We start from the raw sequence: 19,339 nt of genomic DNA, 5'->3' as shown, positions 1-19,339 counted from the left end.
TATTCCTAACTCCTTGTTATTTCGAAACAAAAGACCTTTGTTCGAAGCGTATTGCCGTGCCTGCGGCTGGGTTAGGATCGCCCCCCACATTGGACTCGCCACGGGGGCATTCATGATCAAAAGGTATTGTTTGGCATTGCTGATGGGCTTTTTGCTGGGGGGACACGCGGGCCTGCTTTACGCGGGCGCGCTGGACAACGCTGTGCGCCGTGGCGTACTTAAAGTCGGCACCACCCCCAATAACGTGCCGTTCGAAATGCTCGATAGGCAGGGACGCATCGTCGGCTTTGAAATTGACTTGCTCCACGCCATGAGTCGCGCGCTGGGTGTAGAGCTGGAGTTGGTGGCGGTGCCCTACACGGAGTTGCTGCCAGGGCTGACGGCAAACAAATTTGATCTGATTGGCAGCGGCATGACGGTCACCCAGGAGCGCAACCTCAAGCTCAACTTCAGTGACTCGTTTATCGTGGTGGGCCAGACGGTGCTGCTGCATCCGCGCCTGGGCGCGAAGGTGTCCAGTATTGAAGAGCTGGACGACGCCAGTTACCGCGTCGTTACCACCCAAGGCACCACCGGTGAAGCCGCTGCGCAGCGCTTTCTCGTATCCGCTCGGCTCAGCAGTGTGGCTGACCCGGAAGAGGGCGTGCGGCAGGTGGTGGAAGGCAAGGCCGATGCTTTTATCCATGATGCGCCTTACAACCTGATCGCGATGAGTCGGCCACAGAACAGTGCCTTGTTGGCACTGGAGCAACCCTTTACCTTTGAGCCCTTGGCGTTTGGCCTGAAAAAAGGTGATTACGACAGCCTCAATTGGATCAACCACTTTCTCAATCAGATCGCCCAGGACGGCACCTACGATCGCCTGCATGACAAGTGGTTAAGGGACACGGCCTGGATCGCCGAGATCGACTGATCGTCATAACTGCTTACACATCAACCCCTGATCGAGAGGCCGCGCTGAAGCGTCTGCGCCTGCGCTTCTGCGCGCCGCTGTCAGTGTTTTCCGACACACACCGATAACATTTACCGGTGAAACCTTTGTGGCGGACAACGAGTGGGTTAGGATCGCTCCCCGAAATGGCGCAGCCCTCTCGTGCGCCCACCTTATAAGAATCGTTCAGGGGTCTTGATGATGAAAAAGTATCTTTCGATGCTGATGCTTGGCGTCACCGCGCTGGTCGCTGCCACCGTGGCACAGGCCGGCGCCATTGATGAGGCGGTCAAGCGCGGCACGTTGAAAGTCGGCATGGACCCCACCTACATGCCGTTCGAAATGACCGACAAGCGCGGTGAAATCATCGGTTTCGAAGTCGATATCCTCAAGGCCATGGCCAAGTCCATGGGCGTCAAGCTGGAGCTGGTGTCCACCGGCTACGACGGCATCATCCCGGCCTTCCTGACCGGCAAGTTCGACATGATCGGCAGCGGCATGACCCTGACCCAGGAACGCAACCTGCGTCTGAACTTCAGCGAACCCTTCATCGTGGTCGGCCAGACGCTGCTGATCCGCAAGGAACTGGAAGGGACCATCAAGTCCTACAAAGACCTGAACGACGAGAAATACCGCCTGACCTCCAAGCTCGGCACCACTGGTGAGATGGTGGCCAAGAAGTTGATCTCCAAAGCCAAGTACCACGGCTACGACAACGAGCAGGAAGGCGTGCTCGACGTGGTCAACGGCAAGGCTGATGCGTTCGTCTACGACGCACCGTACAACGTGGTGGCCGAGAAGAAAGTCGGTAACGGCAAGCTGGTGTTCCTGGACGAACCCTTCACCTTTGAACCCCTGGCGTTCGGTTTGAAGAAAGGCGATTACGACAGCATCAACTTCATCAACAACTTCCTGCACCAGATCCGTAACGACGGCACCTACGATCGCATCCATGACAAGTGGTTCAAGAGCTCCGAGTGGCTCAAGGACATGGAATAAAAGCTTGATGGTGTAGGAGCGAGCTTGCTCGCGAAAATCGTCAACGGTAACGCGGCAATCCTGACACCCAGAGGGGTTCTCGGGTTTTTCGCGAGCAAGCTCGCTCCTACAAGAGCAATACATTCGGAAAGTGAAATGAAACAGAAAAAAGCCCAATGGCCCTGGCACCTGCTGACGGTGGTCGTGCTGGTCGGCCTGGCGGGTGCCTTGTATTACGCCACCTCGTTGATGTCCTACGAATGGCGCTGGAACCGCGTCCCGCAGTACTTCGCTTATCAAGCCGAAACTTCCCAGCGCGCCGCGGATATTTCCACCGTGGTCGAGTTGGTGCGCAAAGGCGATACGGCCGAAGTCACCCTGCGCAACGACGCCGGTGTCGAGCAAAAGCTCACGGTTGCCGATAACAGCCTGCAAGTGGCGCGCGGCGACGACGTGGCTGAAGGCGATGTGGTCGGCGTGACCCGGCAATGGGCACTGGGGCCATTGATGTGGGGCTTGTGGACCACATTGTGGCTGTCGGTGGTGTCCGGCATCCTGGGTTTGGCGATTGGCTTGGCGACCGGGCTGTGCCGGCTGTCGAAAAACCCCACCTTGCGCGACCTGTCGACGATCTACGTCGAATTGGTGCGGGGTACGCCGCTGCTGGTGCAGATCTTCATTTTCTATTTCTTTATCGGCACGGTGCTCAACCTGTCCCGGGAGTTCGCCGGGATCGCCGCGCTGTCGTTGTTCACCGGTGCCTACGTGGCGGAAATCGTGCGCGCTGGCGTGCAGTCCATCACCCGTGGCCAGGACGAAGCGGCGCGCTCCCTGGGCTTGAGCGCCAGCCAGTCGATGCGCCACGTGGTACTGCCGCAGGCGTTCAAGCGCGTGCTGCCGCCCCTGGCCGGGCAATTTATCAGCCTGGTCAAGGACACCTCCCTGGTGTCGGTGATCGCGATTACCGAGTTGCTCAAGAGCGGCCGCGAAGTGATCACCACCTCGTTCTCGCCGTTTGAAATCCTGTTCTGTGTGGCGGGCTTGTACCTGCTGATCAACCTGCCGCTGTCGAAGATGGCCAGCCGGCTTGAGCGGAGGCTCGCCCAAAGTGATTGAAGTGCGCGATCTGGTAAAAGTCTTCGATACCCGTGGGCAGGTGGTGCGCGCGGTGGATCACGTCACTACCCAAGTGGCCAAGGGCGAGGTACTGGTGGTGATCGGCCCTTCGGGTTCGGGCAAGTCCACTTTCCTGCGCTGCCTTAACGGCTTGGAGGAGTTCGACTCAGGTTCGGTGAGCATCGACGGCCTGCAACTGGCCGACCCCAAGACCGATGTGAATGCCTACCGCCGTGAAGTCGGCATGGTGTTCCAGCACTTCAACCTCTTCCCCCATATGACCGTGCTGGAAAACCTGTGCCTGGCGCAAAAGGTCGTGCGCAAGCGCGGCAAGCCAGAGCGCGAGGCCAAGGCCCTGGCGCTGCTGGAAAAGGTCGGTATCGCGCAGAAGGCCCACGAGTTTCCATCGCGCCTGTCTGGCGGCCAGCAGCAGCGTGTCGCCATTGCCCGGGCCCTGGCGATGGAGCCCAAGGTGATGCTGTTTGACGAGCCCACCTCGGCCCTCGACCCGGAAATGGTCGGTGAAGTGCTGGACGTGATGAAGACCCTGGCCCTGGAAGGCATGACCATGGTGTGTGTCACCCACGAGATGGGTTTTGCCCGGGAAGTGGCAGACCGGGTGTTGTTTTTCGACCACGGCAAATTGCTGGAAGACGCCGCCCCGGCCGAGTTCTTCAATGCGCCAAAAGACCCCCGCGCCCAAGCCTTCCTGCGCCAGGTCCTATGACTGTAGGAGCGAGCTTGCTCGCGAAAAACGTCAACGATAACGCCACGCACCCTGAATGAACGCAGCGGCCTTGGGTTTTTCGCGAGCAAGCTCGCTCCTACAGGGGTGGTGTTTCAGAGCTTGAATTTGTCGACCAGGGTCTGCAAATCCAGGCTCAACCTGGTCAACTGAACACTCGCCGCCGCCGTTTCCTCGCTGGCGGCGGCGGTCTGTTCCGACACGTCCCGTACCTTCAACACACTGCGGTTGATCTCCTCGGCCACGGCGCTTTGCTGTTCGGCTGCGGCGGCGATCTGCGGGTTCATTTCCTGGATAATCGTCACCGTGCGGGCAATGGCAATCAGGGCATCACCGGCGTCGCGGGTCAGGGCGACGCTGTTGTCGGTCAGGCTGCGGCTGCTGTCCATGATGTCCGCCACCTGTTGGGTGCCGTTATGCAGGCCGAGGATCAGCCCTTCGATCTCCTCGGCCGATTCCTGAGTGCGTTGGGCCAGGCTGCGCACTTCGTCGGCGACCACCGCAAAGCCTTGGCCGGCAGTGCCCGCACGCGCCGCTTCAATGGCGGCGTTCAGGGCTAGCAGGTTGGTCTGCTGAGACACGGACTTGATCACGTCCAGCACACTGGCGATCTTCTGGCTCTCCTGTTGCAACGCGAGCATCGCGCGTCCCGACAGCGCCATTTCACTGGCCAGGTTGCCAATCTGCTCCACGGCCTGGGTGACCACTTGTTCTCCGGCGCCGGCCTGCTGGTCGGCTTCATTGGCTGCCACCGAGGCGCGTTCGGCATGGCGCGCCACTTCCTGGGCAGTGGCGAGCATTTCATTCATTGCCGTCGCCACCTGGTCGGTTTCGTCTTTCTGCTCGTTGAGACCGCTGCGAGTTTGCTCGGTGACCGTGGATAACTGTGTAGCCGCCCCGGCGATCTGCCGGGCGCTGTCGCCGATACTGCTGATCAGGCTACGCAGGCTGCGGGTCATTTGCCCGATGCTTTGCTGCAACTGGCCAAGTTCGTCACGACGGTCGACCGCCATGTCATGGCTGAGGTCGCCCTCGGCAACGCGGTGCGCGGCGCTAAGGATCTCCCGCAATGGCGCCGCAATCTGCCGGGCGATCCACCAGGCGGCCAGCGCGCCGAGTGCCAGGGCGGCCACTGTCACGCTGATCAGCAATGTACGGGTGTGGTCTGCCTCGTCGTTTCGCTTGGTGTTTTGGCTTTGGCTCAACTGGTTGCTGTTTTCGCGCAGGTCATTGAGTTGCTGTTCGAAGCGGTTTTGCACCGTCTCCACATTGATCTGGGCCTCCTTGAGCTTGACCAACTGCTCGCGATAGTTAGCCAGGTCGGTCTTGAGCAGTGCTGAGTCCACCGGCAGTGCTGTGACGGCCAGCTGCGCGATCTCCAGAGCGTCCAGCGCCTTGCCGATGGCCTCTGCATACATCGCCAGCGATTGCGCGGCCCAGGCGGGGCTCTGGGCGCGATCTTCGGCCAGCTCCATGGCCTGGCGCAGTTGCTCGATGGCATCGAGGGCCTTCTCGTCGTTCTGGTCAGGCAGGTCACTGGCAAATTGGGCGAGGGTATCGCTGGCTTGCAGAGCGATTTTTTTCAGCGCCGGGCGGATGCGCTCGCGCTGTTCGATCAAGGGTGGCAGTTGCGCCAGTGCCGCCTTGAAGTTGCTTGCAAGGCGCTTGGCTTCTTCAAGTCGCTGCAGGTCAGCTGGCTCTTTCAGGCGGTTTGAAAGGTCGGCCAGGTGCTGGTCGATCCGCTCGATTTTCGCGGCCATTTTGCCCAGGCTATCGCTGTCTGTCAGCGTGCGGTACACGATGCGGTCGGCGCGCATGGCCTCGGCGTCGACGGCCAGTTGCCCCAGGGTCGTCAGGCTGTTGGATCGGTAAAGCACGGCGTTCAAGGCTTGCCAGCCGGTGGCGGCGATCAGGAAACTGAGGATCAGCACTTGGCCAAAACCCAGGGCGAGCTTGAGGCGGACGCTGGCATTGACCAGCACGCGGGTCAGCCGAGGAAACATGGTGAACCTCCGAATCAGAAAAAGCGTTTGGCGACACCTGAAACGCTAATTCGATTCGGGCCCGTGGAGGGCTGATAACTGTGTAGGAAATTTCACAAGATGCGGCGGCTTTGGTAAGCCGCCGCGTAGGGTAATTCAGACTCGGAAGCGCCCGACCAAGGTCTGCAGGTAGATCCCCAGGCGCGCCAGTTCGGCACTGGAGGACGCGGTTTCTTCACTGGCCGACGAAGTTTGCTCGGAGATATCGCGCACATTCAACACGCTGCGGTTGATCTCTTCAGCCACGGCGCTTTGCTGCTCGGCGGCGGTGGCGATCTGCGAGTTCATCGCCTGGATGGTCGAGACGGTGCGGGTGATATTGCCCAGCGCGTGACCGGCGCGGCGCGTCAGCTCAACACTGCTCTCGGTCAGCCCGCGGCTGTTGTCCATGATGGTTGCCACCTGCTGGGTACCACTTTGCAGGCCGACGATCAGCTCTTCAATCTCTTCGGTGGACTTCTGCGTGCGCTGGGCCAGGCTGCGCACCTCGTCGGCCACCACGGCGAAGCCACGCCCGGCTTCACCGGCACGCGCGGCCTCGATGGCGGCGTTAAGGGCCAGCAGGTTGGTTTGCTGGGCCACGGATTTGATCACGTCGAGCACGCTGCCGATCTTGTCGCTTTCACGCTTGAGCTCACCCATGGCCACTGTGGAATTCCCCACTTCGGTGGCCAGGCGCTCGATCTGGGCGATGGCTTCACCCACCACCTGGTCGCCTTCACGGGCTTGCTGGTCGGCGGCCACGGCGGCTTCCGAGGCCTCTTCGGCGTTGCGCGCCACTTCCTGCACGGTGGCGGCCATCTCGTTCATGGCGGTGGCCACCTGGTCGGTCTCGACCTTCTGGCTGTTGACCCCGGCGCTGGTTTGTTCGGTCACGGCCGACAACTGTTCGGCGGCACTGGCGATCTGGGTGACACCGTCGCTGATCCCGCCGATCAACTCGCGCAGGCCCACGGTCATGCTTTGCATGGCGCGCTGCAATTGGCCCAGTTCGTCCTGGCGGCCCGATTCCAGGTTGTGGCTCAGGTCGCCGGAGGCCACGCGCTCGGCGACTGTGAGGGTCTGGTTCAGCGGGATGACGATCTGGCGGGTAATGGCCCAGGCTGCGAAGACGCCGACGATCAGCGCCAGCACGGTGGCAAGCAGCAACAGGTATTTGGCCTGCGCGGCATCTGCGTCACGCACGGCGGTCTGGGAGACGGTGAGTTTTTCACTGTGGCCCAGCAGGATGTCGCCTTGGGCGATCATGGTTTTCAGCGCTGCGGCGCTGGCGACCTGGGAATCGCGATACTGGCTGACGGCGGCACGGTAGGCTTGCAGTGATGCCCCGGCTTCTTGCAGGTTGGCCTGGTATTGCGCAGGCAACTGGCCTTGCAGCTCAGTGATTTTCTTCAGGGCGTTGTCGATGGCATCCAGGGCCGGTTGCTCGGCTTCGACCTTGCCGCTGTAGGTGTAGCCGCGTACCTGGAAGCGCGACTGCTGGATCAGCTTGCTCTGCTCGACCACGCTGTTGAACTGGGCAACGCTGTCACCTTGCAGCAGGGCTTTTTCGATTTCGTTGATCTTGGCGACGGCATTGTCGGCAGTGTCGCCGAGTTTGCTGCGCGCGCCCTCACGCTTGAGGCCCGCCTGGACCATGGCGGCGAAGGCCTTTTTGTATTGGTTCAGGGCTTCCTGCTGTTGCTCGACCAGGGCTTTATCGTCAGGTTGTTCGATCAGCTCGGCAGCGGTCTTCAGGCCACTGTCGAGGTGGGCGAGCAGGCCGTCGACCTTGTCCGTGCCTTGCTCGCCACGGCGCATGTCGAAGTCCAGGCGTGCCAGGCGCAGGTCTTTGGTCAGGCCATTGAGGCTGGAAATAAAGCCTAGCTTGTCACCGCGACTGATCACATCCCCCAGGCCGGTCCAGCCGGTAAAGGTGATCAACAGCGTCAGGAGCAACACCAGGCCAAAGCCCACGCTCAGCTTGCGGTTGACGCTTACATTCCCCAGTTTCTCGGCTAACCAACGATACATGCTGCGAACTCCCCTGGAACAAGGCTTGGACTTATTCACAGGCTATCGGCAACGCACGGGGATACTTGATCGTTCCCACGCTCTGGTGATCATTCCCACGCAGAGCGTGGGAACGATCAGTCGGGGGGTTAGAACAGGCGGGCGAGCAGGGCGGTTACGGCGGTTTCGACGCGCAAAATACGTGCACCCAACTGCACCGGCTGCAAACCGGCCTTGGCCAGCAGGTCCACTTCATAGGGAATCCAGCCGCCTTCCGGGCCGATCGCCAGGGTCACCGGTTCTTCCAGGGCTCGGGGGCAAGCCGGGTAATCGCCCGGATGGCCGATCAGGCCCAGGGTGCCAGTCGCCATGGCCGGCAGCCGGTCTTCGACAAACGGCTTGAAGCGTTTCTCGATAATGATCTCGGGCAGCACCGTGTCCCGCGCTTGCTCCAGGCCGAGGATCAGTTGCTCGCGCACCGCTTCAGGCTCCAGGAACGGGGTTTGCCAGAAGCTTTTTTCCACCCGGTAGCTGTTGACCAGTACCACCTTGGGCACGCCCATGGCCGCCACTGTTTGCAGCACCCGGCGCAGCATCTTCGGGCGGGGCAGGGCCAGCAGCAAGGTCACGGGCAGTTTGCTCGGCGGCGGCTGGTCGAAGCTCACTTGCAGTTCGGCTTCGGCGGCTTCCAGGCGCAGCAGTTGGGCATTGCCCATCAGCCCGCCAATGCGGCCCACGCGCAGGGTGTCACCGACGGCGGCGCGGTGAACCTCCTGCATATGCACCAGGCGCCGATCACGCAGCACCACGCGGTCGGCCGCGATAAAGTCGGCCTCTTCGAGCAGCAGCAGGTTCACGGCTGGGTCGCTGGTGGCTGGTCGTCGTCGGCAGGCGCGTCATCCGGGTGTTCGCCGCGCTTGCTGATCAAGCCGCTGAACAGGATGCCCACTTCGAACAGCATCCACATCGGCACCGCCAACAAGGTCTGGGAGAAGATGTCCGGCGGTGTGAGGATCATGCCAACCACGAAGCAGCCGATGATCACGTACGGGCGGATCTTCTTCAGGTACTTGACGTCGACCACGCCGATCCACACCAGCAACACCACCGCCACCGGGATTTCGAATGCCACGCCGAAAGCGAAGAACAGCGTCATCACGAAATCGAGGTAGCTGGTGATATCGGTCATCATTTCCACGCCGGCTGGGGTGGCAGCGGCAAAGAACTTGAAGATCAGCGGGAACACCAGGAAGTAGGCGAAGGCCATGCCGGTGTAGAACAGCAGGATGCTCGACACCAGCAATGGCACGGCGATGCGCTTCTCGTGCTTGTACAGGCCCGGCGCGATAAAGCCCCAGATCTGATGCAGGATCACCGGGATCGCCAGGAACAGCGAGACCATCATGGTCAGCTTCAACGGCGTCAGGAACGGCGACGACACATCGGTGGCAATCATCGTCGCGCCGGCCGGCAGGTACTGGCGCAGGGGCGTCGAGACGAAGGTGTAGATCTGCTGGGTAAAGGCGAACAGCCCGGCAAAGATGATGAAGATCGCCGCCACGCAACGCAGCAGGCGGGTACGCAGCTCGGTGAGGTGCGAGACCAGCGGCATGTGCTGGTCGTTTTCCGGTTTATCAGCGCTCATGGGGCTCGCGGCGGCAATGTAGGGTCATGGGGCGCGGGCGACGCAACGGGCGTCGGCGCAGGCGTTGTAGGGGCGGGCGCTGCCGGTGCGGCGTCGGCCACAGGGGCTGGCGCGATGCTGTGCTCGGCCACCGGCGTTACCGGCTTGGCCGGCTCTTGCACCGGGGAAAGAATCTTGCGGGCTTCCTGCTCCAACGAGAGGATATGTTCGTTGTGCAATTGCCGACGGATTTCGTCGGCACCGATTTCCCGTTCAACTTCCTGTTTGATCGCGTTGAAACTGCGTTTTAGGCGCCCGATCCACAAGCCGGCGGTGCGTGCGGCACCGGGCAGGCGTTCCGGCCCCAGTACCAGCAAGGCCACCAGGCCGACGAGCAGCAGTTCAGAGAAGCTGATACCAAACATTAGTCAGTGCTCACGAGTCTTTGCGGGTCGGCTCTTGGACCTTTTCAGCCTGCACGTCGAAGGTACGGCGCTCGGTGATCGGCTGGGTGGCCTGCGGGTGAACAGGCTGGGCCGGTGGCACCGGGTTGGCGCTTGGCTCGGCTGGCTTTTCATCATCGTTCATGGCTTTGCGAAAGCCCTTGATCGACTCGCCCACATCGGTGCCCAGGTTCTTGAGTTTCTTGGTACCGAACACCAATACCACCACCACCAGAATGACGATCCAGTGTTTCCAGTCAAAAATGCCCATGCTTCAAATCCTCAAGTCTTAGTTATTCAGGCGGACGGGCGCGAGGCCTTCTCGGCGTGCCCGGACAAGCCGAAGCGACGGTCCAGTTCATCCAGCACGGCCTGCGGGTGCTGCCCCAGTTGGGCGAGCATCACCAGGCTATGGAACCACAAGTCTGCGGTCTCATAGATTACATCGCTGTAATCACCGCTGATTTGCGCGTCCTTGGCCGCAATGATGGTCTCGACGGATTCTTCGCCGAGTTTTTCCAGAATCTTGTTCAGACCCTTGTGGTACAGGCTGGCGACGTAGGAGCTGTCGGCGTCCGCGCCTTTGCGGTCTTCCAGCACCTGGGCCACACGGTTCAGGGTATCGCTCATGTTCAGTGTCCTGCTGGGTAGATGGCGTGCGGGTCTTTGAGCACCGGCTCCACAATCTTCCATTCGCCATTCTCGAACACGCGATAGAAGCAACTGTGGCGGCCAGTGTGGCAGGCGATGCCGCCGATCTGTTCGACCTTGAGGATCACCACGTCGGCATCGCAGTCCAGGCGCAGCTCGTGCAGGGTTTGCACGTGCCCGGACTCTTCGCCCTTGCGCCACAGTTTGCCACGCGAACGTGACCAGTAGATGGCGCGCTGCTCGGCGGCGGTGAGGCTCAGGGCCTCGCGGTTCATCCAGGCCATCATCAGCACGCGCCCGGTCTTGTAGTCCTGGGCAATGGCCGGCACCAGGCCGTCACTGTCCCATTTGATCTCATCCAGCCAGTCTTTCATGTTCGGCTCCGGCAATTTGCGACAGTGTATAACCGGATTGGCTATCGACGCACGATCAGATAAACACCCACGGCGACCATAATGCCGGCTGGCCAGTGGCCCAGTTGGTTCAATGGCCCACCGATCGCCAGCATCACCCCGCCCACCAGGTGCGCGGCGCCGAGCAGGCGCAGGAACCAATCGTCCTTGCGCTTGCGCCACGGTGGCTCAGGGTCCTTGGCGTGGGGCTGGGACATGCGCTCCAGCAGGTCGCGGGTCATGTTGGCCAGGTGCGGCAGCTGTTCGAACTGGCTGTGCAGGTTGCCCAGCATGGTTTTGGGGCTCATGCGCTCGCGCATCCAGCGTTCCAGGAAGGGTTGTGCGGTGTTCCACAAATCGAGGTCCGGGTACAGCTGGCGGCCCAGGCCTTCGATGTTCAGCAGGGTTTTTTGCAACAGCACCAGTTGCGGCTGCACTTCCATATTGAAGCGCCGCGCGGTCTGGAACAGGCGCATCAGCACCTGGCCGAAGGAAATATCTTTTAACGGTTTTTCAAAGATCGGCTCACACACCGTGCGGATCGCCGCTTCGAATTCATTGAGTTTGGTTTCCGCCGGCACCCAACCCGAATCAATGTGCAACTGCGCCACACGACGGTAGTCGCGCTTGAAGAAGGCAAACAGGTTGCGCGCCAGGTAATCCTGGTCTTCGGGGGTGAGGCTGCCGACGATGCCGCAGTCGATGGCGATGTATTGCGGGCTCCACGGGTTAACGGTGCTGACGAAGATATTGCCCGGGTGCATGTCGGCGTGGAAGAAACTGTCGCGGAACACCTGGGTGAAGAAAATCTCCACACCGCGCTCGGCCAGCATCTTCATGTCGGTGCGCTGGTCGGCCAGGGTCGCAAGGTCGGTGACCTGCACGCCGTAGATACGCTCCATCACCAGCACTTTGGGCCGGCACCAGTCCCAATACACCTGCGGCACGTACAGCAGTTGCGAGCCTTCGAAGTTGCGTCGCAATTGGCTGGCGTTGGCCGCTTCGCGCAACAGGTCGAGTTCGTCGTAGATGGTTTTTTCGTAGTCGGCGACCACATCCACCGGGTGCAGCAGGCGCGCATCGGCCGAGAAGCGTTCGGCCGCGCGGGCGAGGACAAACAGCCACGCCAGGTCCTGGCCGATGATCGGCTTGAGGCCCGGGCGAATGACTTTTACCACCACTTCTTCGCCGGTCTTGAGTTGCGCGGCATGCACTTGCGCAACTGATGCCGAGGCCAGGGGCTCGACGTCGAAGCGGCTGAACACCTCGCTGATCTTCTGGCCCAGCTGTTCTTCGATCAGCGCCATCGACTGCTGCGAATCGAACGGCGGCACGCGGTCTTGCAGCAGCATCAGCTCGTCAGCAATGTCTTCGGGCAACAGGTCGCGGCGGGTGGAGAGGATCTGCCCGAACTTGATGAAGATAGGCCCCAAGTCCTGCAACGCCAGGCGCAGGCTGGCACCACGGCTCAACGGCGACAGCTTGCGCGGCAACCAGCGCCACGGCAGCACATAACGCACCGCCAGCAAAAACCACGGCAAGGGCAGGGCAAACAGCAGGTCATCGAGACGGTAGCGGATTACGACGCGCTGGATACGAAACAAACGGCGGACGGCGAGCAGCTTCATGCGTTATCGCTTGGATCAAGGGAACGGCTCAAGCGCTCGAAGCGGGCCTCGAGGCGTTCCAGGTCGATTTTGGCCTTGTCGAGCTCGCGAAAGCGCGCTTGCGCTTCCCGTTGCCCGACCAGGGTGCGCGATTCTTCGCTCAGGTATTCGGCAAGGTTCTGGTTGAGGCTGGCGAACCCTTGCTGGTACCAGCGCGAGCGGCTGCGCAGGTGCCCGCTGATCAACTGGGTGGCGACGGGGCCGATCCAGCGCGACAGTTCGTATTCCCAGTCCAGCTCCAGGTCTTGCAGCACGGCGGCCAGGTCCATCAGCACCGCGCTGTCGCCTTCCAGTTCCACCTCGGGGCTGTGGAGGATGGCAGTCTTGTTGCGGCTCAGCGCCAGGTGCAACAGGCTGGAGGCCGGCGCACGCAAGGTGCAATCGGCTTCAGCGGCCCATTGGGTGGCGAGCAGCAGGCCTTCATCGCTGGGCAGGATAAACAGCTGCAAGGCGGGGCTGCGGCAGTCGACGGCGATGACTTTGCCGGTCAGGTGCGCGAGCCGCGCCAGGGCGGTGCTGTCCAGGCGCAGTACACGGTTGAGGCCGTGCTCGACGCTGGCGAGAAGAGCTTGCAGCAGCATCAGGGCTTGATGCCGCGGTGCAGGGCGACGATGCCGGACGTCATGTTGTGGTAGGTCACGCGGTCGAAACCGGCCTCCACCATCATCGATTTCAGGGTTTCCTGGTCCGGGTGCATGCGGATCGACTCGGCCAGGTAGCGGTAGCTCTCGGCATCGTTGGTGATCAACTTGCCCATCAACGGCATGAAGGCGAAGGAGTACGTGTCGTAGACCTTGGACATCAGCGCGTTGGTCGGCTTGGAGAACTCCAGCACCAGCAGGCGGCCACCCGGCTTGAGCACGCGCAGCATCGAGCGGATCGCGTCTTCCTTGTGGGTCACGTTACGCAGGCCGAAGGCGATGGTCACGCAGTCGAAATGGTTGTCGGGGAACGGCAGCTTTTCAGCGTCGGCCTGGACGAATTCGATATTGCCGGCCACGCCTTTGTCGAGCAGGCGGTCGCGGCCAACCTTGAGCATCGAGCCGTTGATATCGGCCAATACCACCTGGCCGGTCGGGCCAACCAACTTGGAGAACTTGGCCGCCAGATCGCCGGTGCCACCGGCGATGTCCAGCACCCGGTTGCCGGTGCGTACGCCCGACAACTCGATGGTGAAGCGCTTCCACAGGCGGTGCATGCCGCCGGAGAGCACATCGTTCATCAGGTCGTACTTGGCTGCCACGGAGTGGAACACCTCAGCGACTTTTTCCGCCTTTTGGCTTTCCGGGACGTTCTTGAAGCCGAAGTGAGTGGTGGGTTCGGCATCGCTGCCTTTGCGCTGATCAGTCATATCGCTGTCACCAAAAGAGAATGCGGGACATGATAATCCCCAAGGCCTGCTTTGTCTTGGCAAGGCTGCAGGTAAGATAGGCGCTCATCGAGACCTTTTGCCGCATGGCGGGTGTTCTGAGTCGTTATAAAGAGGAGTCATTGCAATGGCCCGTATTACCGTTGAGCGTGAACATACCCTGGGAAAAGAACAGGCGCGGGCCAAGGCTGAGCAATTGGCGCGCAAACTCGAGGATAAATATGGCGTGGAGTCTTCATGGGCTGGCGACACCCTGAAGCTCAAGCGCTCGGGGGTTAAAGGCACGGTGTGGGTGGCCGATGATTCGCTGCGCATTGATGTGGAACTTGGCCTGTTGATGTCGGCCATGAGTGGCACGATCAAGTCCGAAATCGAAAAAGCCCTGGATAAGGCCCTGGCCTGATACGGCTGTGCTTAGGGTGCCGATTCTAATTTTAAACCCTACTTTGTGCCCAAGCCCTCAACTCATGCGGGCTGTCCGCCACCCAATTCTGTGTGAGGTGCACCATGGCCAAAGTTATTTTGAAGAAAAAAAACGACGTTCAGACCACCCCTCTGAGTGAGGTTAAAAGCTATGCCCGCAAGATCTGGCTGGCGGGTCTTGGTGCCTACGCCAAGGTCGGCAGCGAGGGCGGCGAGTACTTCAAGGAACTCGTTAGAAGCGGTCAACGTGTTGAAAGTAAAGGTAAAAAAGTTGTAGTTGAACAACTTGATGCGGCCAACAGTCAGATTGACCAAGTAAAGAGTAACGTCTCCGGCGTCAAAGGCCTGGTTGAAGTTCAACTGGATAAAGTTGAAAAAGCTTTTGATACTCGTGTCGCCAGTGCCTTGAATCGGATCGGCATTGCGTCTAAACATGACGTGGAGACACTCTCTGCTAAGCTCGAAGAGCTGACGGCATTGCTCGAACGTGTCGCGCGTAAACACTAAGGAGACATCGGGATGGCTGTTAAAAAGACTACTCAGAAAGAAGGCAGCTCGTGGGTCGGGAAAGTTGAAGAATATTCCCGCAAAATCTGGCTCGCTGGTTTAGGCGTGTACTCGAAGATCGACAGTGACGGCAGCAAACTCTTCGAGACCCTGGTTAAAGACGGCGAGAAAGCCGAGAAGTTGACCAAGAGCACGGTTGGTAAAAAAGTCGACGCTGCCAAGGCGAGCGCGGGTTCCGCCAAGTCGAGCATTTCGGATACCTGGGGCAAGTTGGAAGAGACTTTCGACAAACGCCTCAACAGTGCTATTTCGCGACTGGGTGTACCGAGCAAGGCTGAGTTGAAAGCGCTGCACAGCAAGGTCGATACCTTGACCAAGCAAATCGAAAAACTCACCGGCGCCAAAGCGGCTCCCGCCAAGACCGCCGCAGCCAAGCCTGCAGCAAAACCGGCGGCCAAACCAGCAGCTAAAACCGCCGCCGCAAAACCCGCCGCCAAAACTGCCGCCAAGCCTCTGGTTAAAGCTGCCGCCAAGCCGGCTGCAAAACCTGCTGCAAAAGCGCCAGCCAAAGCTGCTGCAAAACCTGCGGCCAAGCCAGCGGCTAAAACCGCTGCGGCCAAACCGGCTACCAAGCCTGCCGCTAAGCCAGTGGCCGCTAAAGCCGCCGCCAAACCTGCGGCGAAACCGGCTGCCAAACCTGCGGCTAAAACCGCTGCTGCTAAACCGGCTGCCAAGCCCGCCGCTGCGAAACCAGCGGCCAAACCTGCCGCGGCCAAAAAGCCTGCGGTAGCGAAAAAACCGGCAGCCGCCAAGCCCGCCGCGGCGGCCAAGCCAGCCACGGCGCCAGCACCGGCTGCTTCTACCGCCAATTCGGTGTCCGCACCGACGCACGCGGCAGCTACCCCGACTACAGCGCCGGCCACCCCGACGCCATCCAGTCAGTCCTGATTTCTACGGGACACAAAAAACGCCCGGTCTGCGAAGATCGGGCGTTTTTTATGCAAACCTGAAAAACGCCGCATGGCCCAATTTTGTAGGAGCGAGCTTGCTCGCGAAAAACTCAAAGACGCCGCGTTTATTCAGGAAGCCCCCGTTATCGTTGACGTTTTTCGCGAGCAAGCTCGCTCCTACATGTTTAATCCGTGTCATCCAGGTACTTCAAGGCGAACCGCTCGGTCGCCTGCCGCGCCGTCGGCAGCAGATGCGGCGCCACCAGCATCATGATCTGGTACACCACCACCCGCACCTCGCCTTCACGGTCCAGAATCCGCTGGTAATCCAACGAAAACAGCAAAGTCAGGGTGATCTGCTCCACCAGTTGCCCCAACGCCTGGGTATCACTGACCAGTTGCCCAGCCGCCTTCAACCGCGCGAGCAATGACGCCAATGTGCGCTTGAGCGCCGTGAGCAAGTGACGGATCCCCTTGGCCAGCTTAGGCAAGCGCCCGGCCAGGTTCGACAGGTCCTGGAACAGGAACCGGTAGTGGGCCATGCGCTCGACAATCAGGTGCAGGAACAGCCAGTAATCCTCGGCCTCCAGTTGCGCATCGGCGGGAGGGTCCAGCAGTGGCGCCAGCTCACACTGAAAACGCTCGAACAGCCCGAGCACCAAGGGCTCCTTGCCGTGGAAGTGGTAGTAGAGGTTGCCGGGGCTGATCCCCATTTCATTGGCCACCTCCATGGTCGACACGTTCGGTTCGCCCTTTTGGTTGAACAACTGCAAGGCACATTCAAGGATACGGTCGCGGGTCTTCATCCAGTCTTCTTAATGTTGATCGCTGAGCTCAGCGCACCCGCACGTAAGTGCCCGGCGCCGCTTCCATCGGTGGGTAATTCTGGTTGCCCAGGGCGGTGAGGGTTTCGCGTTGTACACCGGAGCGTTTTTGCACCCACTCCAGCCACTGCGGCCACCAACTGCCTTCGACGTGCTGGGCGTCGTAATACCAGGCGCGCGGGTCGCTGCTCAGCTTGGGGTTCTCGACGTAGTTGGCCTTGGGGTTGCCCGGTGGGTTGAGGATGCTCTGGATATGCCCGCTGTTGGACAGCACAAAGCGCCGCTCGCCGCCCAGCAGTTGCGTGGAGCGGTACACCGCATCCCACGGGGTGATGTGGTCGTTGATGCCGGCCACGCTGAAGCTGTCCACCGCCACCTTGCGCAAGTCGATGGGCGTGCCGCATACCTCCAGCCCACCGGGATGGCTCAGGGGGTTGTGCTTGAAAAAATCCAGCAGATCGCCGTGCAAGGCCGCGGGCAGGCGCGTGTTGTCGTTGTTCCAATACAGGATGTCGAACGCTGGCGGTTCCTTGCCCAGCAGGTAGTTGTTGATCCAGTAGTTCCAGATCAGGTCGTTGGGGCGCATCCAGGCAAACACCTTGGCCATGTCGCGACCGTCCAGCACGCCTTGCTGGTAGGAGCGGCGCTTGGCGGCTTCCAGGGTTTGTTCATCGGCGAATAACGTCGCGGGGCTGTCGATCTGGCTGTCCAGCAGGCTCACCAGGTAACTGGCGCTGGAGATGCGCCGCAGCTGGCGCTTGGCTTGCAGGTGGCCTTGCAGCGCGGCGATGGTCAGGCCGCCGGCGCAGGCGCCCATCAGGTTGACCTCGCGGGCGCCGGTGATGGCCCGGCATACGTTGAGCGCTTCTTCCAGCGCCGCCACGTAGGTGGACAGGCCCCATTCGCGATGCCGCACGTCCGGGTTACGCCAGCTGACCATAAAGGTCTGCAGGCCGTTTTTGAGCGCGTATTGCACAAAGCTGTTGGCCGGGCTCAGGTCGAAAATGTAGTACTTGTTGATTTGCGGCGGCACCACCAGCAGTGGCTTGGCGTACTGTTTTTCGCTCATGGGCTTGTATTGGATCAGCTCCAGCAGCTCATTGCGAAACACCACCGAACCGGGCGTGGTCGCCACGGTCTTGCCCACTTCAAAGGCGTGCTTGCTGACCTGGCGCGGCAAACCGTTGTTGTGCAGCAGGTCTTCGAACAAATTACTTACGCCGCGCACTACGCTGTTGCCGCCGGAGTTGAGCAACTCCTTGATCGCCAGCGGGTTGAGCAGGGTGTTGGAAGGGGACACGGCATCGTTGAGCAGGGCGAAGGCGAACTGCGCGCGGGCGCGATCATCGTCACTGAGGGCGCTGTCATCGATCCACTGCCGTGTCTGTTTTTGCCAGCTCAGATAGGCTTGCAAGCTGCGCCGGTACAGCGGGTTGAGCTTCCAGGTGGGGTCGCTGAAGCGATGGTCCCTGGGGTTGGGTTCGTGCACGGTCTCACCCAGCAGCACGCGGCCCAGCTGGCCGCCCAGCGCCAGGGCGTGGCGGGCGGTGTGCACCGGGTTGCGCAGGCCATGCGCGGCCACGGTACGCAGGGTCGACAGCAAGTCCCGGCCACGCAGGCCGGTGATCGCATTTTGTGCGTTGATGAACGTAGCGGGGGTGGGCGCCGGGTTCGTCACGGGTCTTTCTCGCATGAGCCAACACTCCTTCGTCAAGACATCAAGCAGGCACGCCAATCCAGAACCATAGTCGGTTCCTGGCAAGTTGCGCGGTGGTGTGTTCCTTCACACCGCCGGTCGCGGATGTATCACGGCGCGCAGGCGCTCCTCCTCCAGAAACTTCATGATGATCGGCGCCACGGCTTCGGCCCGGGTGATCAGGAACAGGTGGCCATCATCGATGATGTGCAACTGTGCATTGGGGATGCGCCAGGCGAGCATGCGCATGTTGACCAGCGGGATCAGCGGGTCATCGTCCCCGGCCAGCACCAGGGTGGGCTGGCGGATCTTGTGCAGCCAGTGAATGCTGGTCCAGCCCAGCCCCGCGAACAGCTGCCAGTAGTAGCCTAGCTTGCCGGCCGAGCGCACTTTGCTCGCGTGCTCGGCGGCCAGTTTGGAATCACGGCGGAACGAGCCGCCATAAATCATCGGTGCAATGCGCACCACGTGGGACGGTTGGATATAACGCCTGGGGCTTGCCATCAGCCACAAGACTTTCGGTTTGCCCGGCACCATGAATGCCCCGGCCGCCGTGGCCGCCAGGATCAATTTCTTGCAGCGCTCGGGATAGTCATAGGCAAATTGCTGGGCCAGCGCTCCGCCCCAGGACACGCCCACGGCGTTCACTTGGCCGTAGTCCAGGTAATCGAGCATGCGCGCGGTGAGCTTGGCCAGGCCGGGAAAGCGGTAGGGCCGGTTCGGCGTCGAGGAACCGCCCACGCCGGGCACGTCGAAAGCGATCACTTCCAGGTCCGGGTCCAGGGCCTGGACGAACGGAAACACCAGCTCAAGGTTGGCGCCGATGCCGTTGAAGATCAGCAGCGGGGTCAAGTGCGGCTTGCCCGGGCGCACCGCCGTGCGGATGGTCTGGCCATCCAGGTCGATGGTACGGAAGATGAACGGTTGCGGCATGCTCAAGCCCTGTGAAATGGTGCTATTGGACTGTAGGAACTCGGTCAGTGTGGGAG

The 19,339-nt window shown here is 61.0% G+C and carries 21 protein-coding genes and 1 pseudogene; 7 read left to right on the top strand and 15 right to left on the bottom strand.

Features of this window, described 5'->3' with window-relative positions; all coding sequences use genetic code 11:
- Positions 1-112 precede the first annotated feature (112 nt).
- From CRN80_RS06510 to CRN80_RS06495, 4 genes are all read left to right on the top strand, one after another.
- Positions 113-913: a transporter substrate-binding domain-containing protein gene (locus CRN80_RS06510; protein WP_032893987.1), complete on the top strand. Its 801-nt coding sequence runs from the start codon at positions 113-115 to the stop codon at positions 911-913.
- A 219-nt stretch (positions 914-1,132) separates the two neighbouring features.
- Entirely contained in the window at positions 1,133-1,930 is a 798-nt protein-coding gene (locus CRN80_RS06505) for a transporter substrate-binding domain-containing protein (protein ID WP_032893985.1), read from the top strand.
- Positions 1,931-2,065: 135 nt separating this feature from the next.
- On the top strand, positions 2,066-3,025 hold the full coding sequence (locus CRN80_RS06500; RefSeq protein ID WP_032893984.1) for an amino acid ABC transporter permease: 960 nt from the start codon (positions 2,066-2,068) through the stop codon (positions 3,023-3,025).
- Entirely contained in the window at positions 3,018-3,752 is a 735-nt protein-coding gene (locus CRN80_RS06495) for an amino acid ABC transporter ATP-binding protein (RefSeq protein ID WP_032893983.1), read from the top strand. The genes CRN80_RS06500 and CRN80_RS06495 overlap by 8 nt, the downstream gene beginning before the upstream one ends.
- A 113-nt stretch (positions 3,753-3,865) precedes the next feature.
- Here CRN80_RS06495 and CRN80_RS06490 read toward each other — a convergent pair whose 3' ends face one another.
- From CRN80_RS06490 to ubiE, 12 genes and pseudogenes are all read right to left on the bottom strand, one after another.
- Positions 3,866-5,773: a methyl-accepting chemotaxis protein gene (locus CRN80_RS06490; protein WP_032893982.1), complete on the bottom strand. Its 1,908-nt coding sequence runs from the start codon at positions 5,771-5,773 to the stop codon at positions 3,866-3,868.
- A 135-nt stretch (positions 5,774-5,908) separates the two neighbouring features.
- Positions 5,909-6,613 carry a methyl-accepting chemotaxis protein gene (locus tag CRN80_RS32080; protein ID WP_371861811.1) on the bottom strand — a complete coding sequence of 235 codons (705 nt, stop codon included), beginning with the start codon at positions 6,611-6,613 and terminating at the stop codon, positions 5,909-5,911.
- A 201-nt stretch (positions 6,614-6,814) separates the two neighbouring features.
- Positions 6,815-7,825, bottom strand: a pseudogene (locus CRN80_RS32075) (methyl-accepting chemotaxis protein); the annotation flags it as partial.
- Positions 7,826-7,953: 128 nt separating this feature from the next.
- A complete protein-coding gene (locus CRN80_RS06480) occupies positions 7,954-8,661 on the bottom strand; it encodes a 16S rRNA (uracil(1498)-N(3))-methyltransferase (protein ID WP_098949788.1) in 708 nt (235 codons plus the stop codon).
- Positions 8,658-9,449: a twin-arginine translocase subunit TatC gene (tatC, locus tag CRN80_RS06475; protein WP_034125559.1), complete on the bottom strand. Its 792-nt coding sequence runs from the start codon at positions 9,447-9,449 to the stop codon at positions 8,658-8,660. The genes CRN80_RS06480 and tatC overlap by 4 nt, the downstream gene beginning before the upstream one ends.
- The gene (gene tatB / locus CRN80_RS06470) at positions 9,446-9,853 is read right to left on the bottom strand and encodes a Sec-independent protein translocase protein TatB (protein ID WP_003187876.1); all 408 of its coding nucleotides are present in this window, start codon (positions 9,851-9,853) and stop codon (positions 9,446-9,448) included. Before tatB ends, tatC begins: the two co-directional genes overlap by 4 nt.
- A gap of 10 nt (positions 9,854-9,863) precedes the next feature.
- Positions 9,864-10,142, bottom strand: coding sequence for a twin-arginine translocase TatA/TatE family subunit (locus CRN80_RS06465; RefSeq protein ID WP_003187877.1), 279 nt, complete (start codon positions 10,140-10,142; stop codon positions 9,864-9,866).
- Between the two features lie 26 nt (positions 10,143-10,168).
- The gene (locus tag CRN80_RS06460) at positions 10,169-10,501 is read right to left on the bottom strand and encodes a phosphoribosyl-ATP diphosphatase (RefSeq protein WP_003187881.1); all 333 of its coding nucleotides are present in this window, start codon (positions 10,499-10,501) and stop codon (positions 10,169-10,171) included.
- 2 nt (positions 10,502-10,503) lie between these two features.
- Complete coding sequence (hisI, locus tag CRN80_RS06455; RefSeq protein ID WP_032893977.1) at positions 10,504-10,896, bottom strand: phosphoribosyl-AMP cyclohydrolase; 393 nt, start codon at positions 10,894-10,896, stop codon at positions 10,504-10,506.
- A gap of 41 nt (positions 10,897-10,937) precedes the next feature.
- The gene (gene ubiB / locus CRN80_RS06450; protein WP_098949787.1) at positions 10,938-12,542 is read right to left on the bottom strand and encodes a ubiquinone biosynthesis regulatory protein kinase UbiB; all 1,605 of its coding nucleotides are present in this window, start codon (positions 12,540-12,542) and stop codon (positions 10,938-10,940) included.
- Positions 12,539-13,162: an SCP2 domain-containing protein gene (locus tag CRN80_RS06445; protein ID WP_098949786.1), complete on the bottom strand. Its 624-nt coding sequence runs from the start codon at positions 13,160-13,162 to the stop codon at positions 12,539-12,541. The genes ubiB and CRN80_RS06445 overlap by 4 nt, the downstream gene beginning before the upstream one ends.
- Positions 13,162-13,932 (bottom strand): bifunctional demethylmenaquinone methyltransferase/2-methoxy-6-polyprenyl-1,4-benzoquinol methylase UbiE, encoded by a 771-nt coding sequence (ubiE, locus tag CRN80_RS06440; RefSeq protein WP_003171186.1) that lies wholly within the window; start codon positions 13,930-13,932, stop codon positions 13,162-13,164. Before ubiE ends, CRN80_RS06445 begins: the two co-directional genes overlap by 1 nt.
- Before the next feature lie 145 nt (positions 13,933-14,077).
- Here ubiE and CRN80_RS06435 point away from each other — a divergent pair, with 145 nt between their 5' ends.
- The 3 genes from CRN80_RS06435 to CRN80_RS06425 all read left to right on the top strand — a co-directional run bounded on the left by CRN80_RS06435 (position 14,078) and on the right by CRN80_RS06425 (position 15,828).
- Entirely contained in the window at positions 14,078-14,353 is a 276-nt protein-coding gene (locus CRN80_RS06435; protein ID WP_032893975.1) for a polyhydroxyalkanoic acid system family protein, read from the top strand.
- Between the two features lie 104 nt (positions 14,354-14,457).
- A complete protein-coding gene (locus tag CRN80_RS06430; protein ID WP_098949785.1) occupies positions 14,458-14,880 on the top strand; it encodes a phasin family protein in 423 nt (140 codons plus the stop codon).
- A 12-nt stretch (positions 14,881-14,892) separates the two neighbouring features.
- Entirely contained in the window at positions 14,893-15,828 is a 936-nt protein-coding gene (locus CRN80_RS06425) for a phasin family protein (protein WP_098949784.1), read from the top strand.
- Positions 15,829-16,015: 187 nt separating this feature from the next.
- Here the strand turns inward: CRN80_RS06425 and CRN80_RS06420 are convergent, their stop codons facing one another.
- The 3 genes from CRN80_RS06420 to phaZ all read right to left on the bottom strand — a co-directional run bounded on the left by CRN80_RS06420 (position 16,016) and on the right by phaZ (position 19,283).
- The gene (locus CRN80_RS06420; RefSeq protein ID WP_098949783.1) at positions 16,016-16,636 is read right to left on the bottom strand and encodes a TetR/AcrR family transcriptional regulator; all 621 of its coding nucleotides are present in this window, start codon (positions 16,634-16,636) and stop codon (positions 16,016-16,018) included.
- A gap of 28 nt (positions 16,637-16,664) precedes the next feature.
- Positions 16,665-18,347 (bottom strand): class II poly(R)-hydroxyalkanoic acid synthase, encoded by a 1,683-nt coding sequence (gene phaC, locus CRN80_RS06415; protein WP_047712391.1) that lies wholly within the window; start codon positions 18,345-18,347, stop codon positions 16,665-16,667.
- A 90-nt stretch (positions 18,348-18,437) separates the two neighbouring features.
- Positions 18,438-19,283: a poly(3-hydroxyalkanoate) depolymerase gene (gene phaZ / locus CRN80_RS06410; protein WP_003171205.1), complete on the bottom strand. Its 846-nt coding sequence runs from the start codon at positions 19,281-19,283 to the stop codon at positions 18,438-18,440.
- Between the last annotated feature and the right edge of the window lie 56 nt (positions 19,284-19,339).

This window comes from Pseudomonas sp. FDAARGOS_380 (assembly GCF_002591235.1).
GTDB lineage: Bacteria > Pseudomonadota > Gammaproteobacteria > Pseudomonadales > Pseudomonadaceae > Aquipseudomonas > Aquipseudomonas salmasensis.
This window is presented reverse-complemented; position numbering and strand designations above follow the sequence as displayed.

Coding starts and splice junctions, on each gene's coding strand:
- CRN80_RS06510 (WP_032893987.1), top strand. CDS start 113: ATGATCAAAAGGTATTGTTTGGCATTGCTGATGGGCTTTTTGCTGGGG.
- CRN80_RS06505 (WP_032893985.1), top strand. CDS start 1,133: ATGAAAAAGTATCTTTCGATGCTGATGCTTGGCGTCACCGCGCTGGTC.
- CRN80_RS06500 (WP_032893984.1), top strand. CDS start 2,066: ATGAAACAGAAAAAAGCCCAATGGCCCTGGCACCTGCTGACGGTGGTC.
- CRN80_RS06490 (WP_032893982.1), bottom strand. CDS start 5,773: ATGTTTCCTCGGCTGACCCGCGTGCTGGTCAATGCCAGCGTCCGCCTC.
- CRN80_RS32080 (WP_371861811.1), bottom strand. CDS start 6,613: ATGGCCGCCACCGTGCAGGAAGTGGCGCGCAACGCCGAAGAGGCCTCG.
- tatC (WP_034125559.1), bottom strand. CDS start 9,449: ATGAGCGCTGATAAACCGGAAAACGACCAGCACATGCCGCTGGTCTCG.
- tatB (WP_003187876.1), bottom strand. CDS start 9,853: ATGTTTGGTATCAGCTTCTCTGAACTGCTGCTCGTCGGCCTGGTGGCC.
- CRN80_RS06465 (WP_003187877.1), bottom strand. CDS start 10,142: ATGGGCATTTTTGACTGGAAACACTGGATCGTCATTCTGGTGGTGGTG.
- CRN80_RS06460 (WP_003187881.1), bottom strand. CDS start 10,501: ATGAGCGATACCCTGAACCGTGTGGCCCAGGTGCTGGAAGACCGCAAA.
- hisI (WP_032893977.1), bottom strand. CDS start 10,896: ATGAAAGACTGGCTGGATGAGATCAAATGGGACAGTGACGGCCTGGTG.
- ubiB (WP_098949787.1), bottom strand. CDS start 12,542: ATGAAGCTGCTCGCCGTCCGCCGTTTGTTTCGTATCCAGCGCGTCGTA.
- CRN80_RS06445 (WP_098949786.1), bottom strand. CDS start 13,162: ATGCTGCTGCAAGCTCTTCTCGCCAGCGTCGAGCACGGCCTCAACCGT.
- ubiE (WP_003171186.1), bottom strand. CDS start 13,932: ATGACTGATCAGCGCAAAGGCAGCGATGCCGAACCCACCACTCACTTC.
- CRN80_RS06435 (WP_032893975.1), top strand. CDS start 14,078: ATGGCCCGTATTACCGTTGAGCGTGAACATACCCTGGGAAAAGAACAG.
- CRN80_RS06430 (WP_098949785.1), top strand. CDS start 14,458: ATGGCCAAAGTTATTTTGAAGAAAAAAAACGACGTTCAGACCACCCCT.
- CRN80_RS06425 (WP_098949784.1), top strand. CDS start 14,893: ATGGCTGTTAAAAAGACTACTCAGAAAGAAGGCAGCTCGTGGGTCGGG.
- CRN80_RS06420 (WP_098949783.1), bottom strand. CDS start 16,636: ATGAAGACCCGCGACCGTATCCTTGAATGTGCCTTGCAGTTGTTCAAC.
- phaC (WP_047712391.1), bottom strand. CDS start 18,347: ATGCGAGAAAGACCCGTGACGAACCCGGCGCCCACCCCCGCTACGTTC.
- phaZ (WP_003171205.1), bottom strand. CDS start 19,283: ATGCCGCAACCGTTCATCTTCCGTACCATCGACCTGGATGGCCAGACC.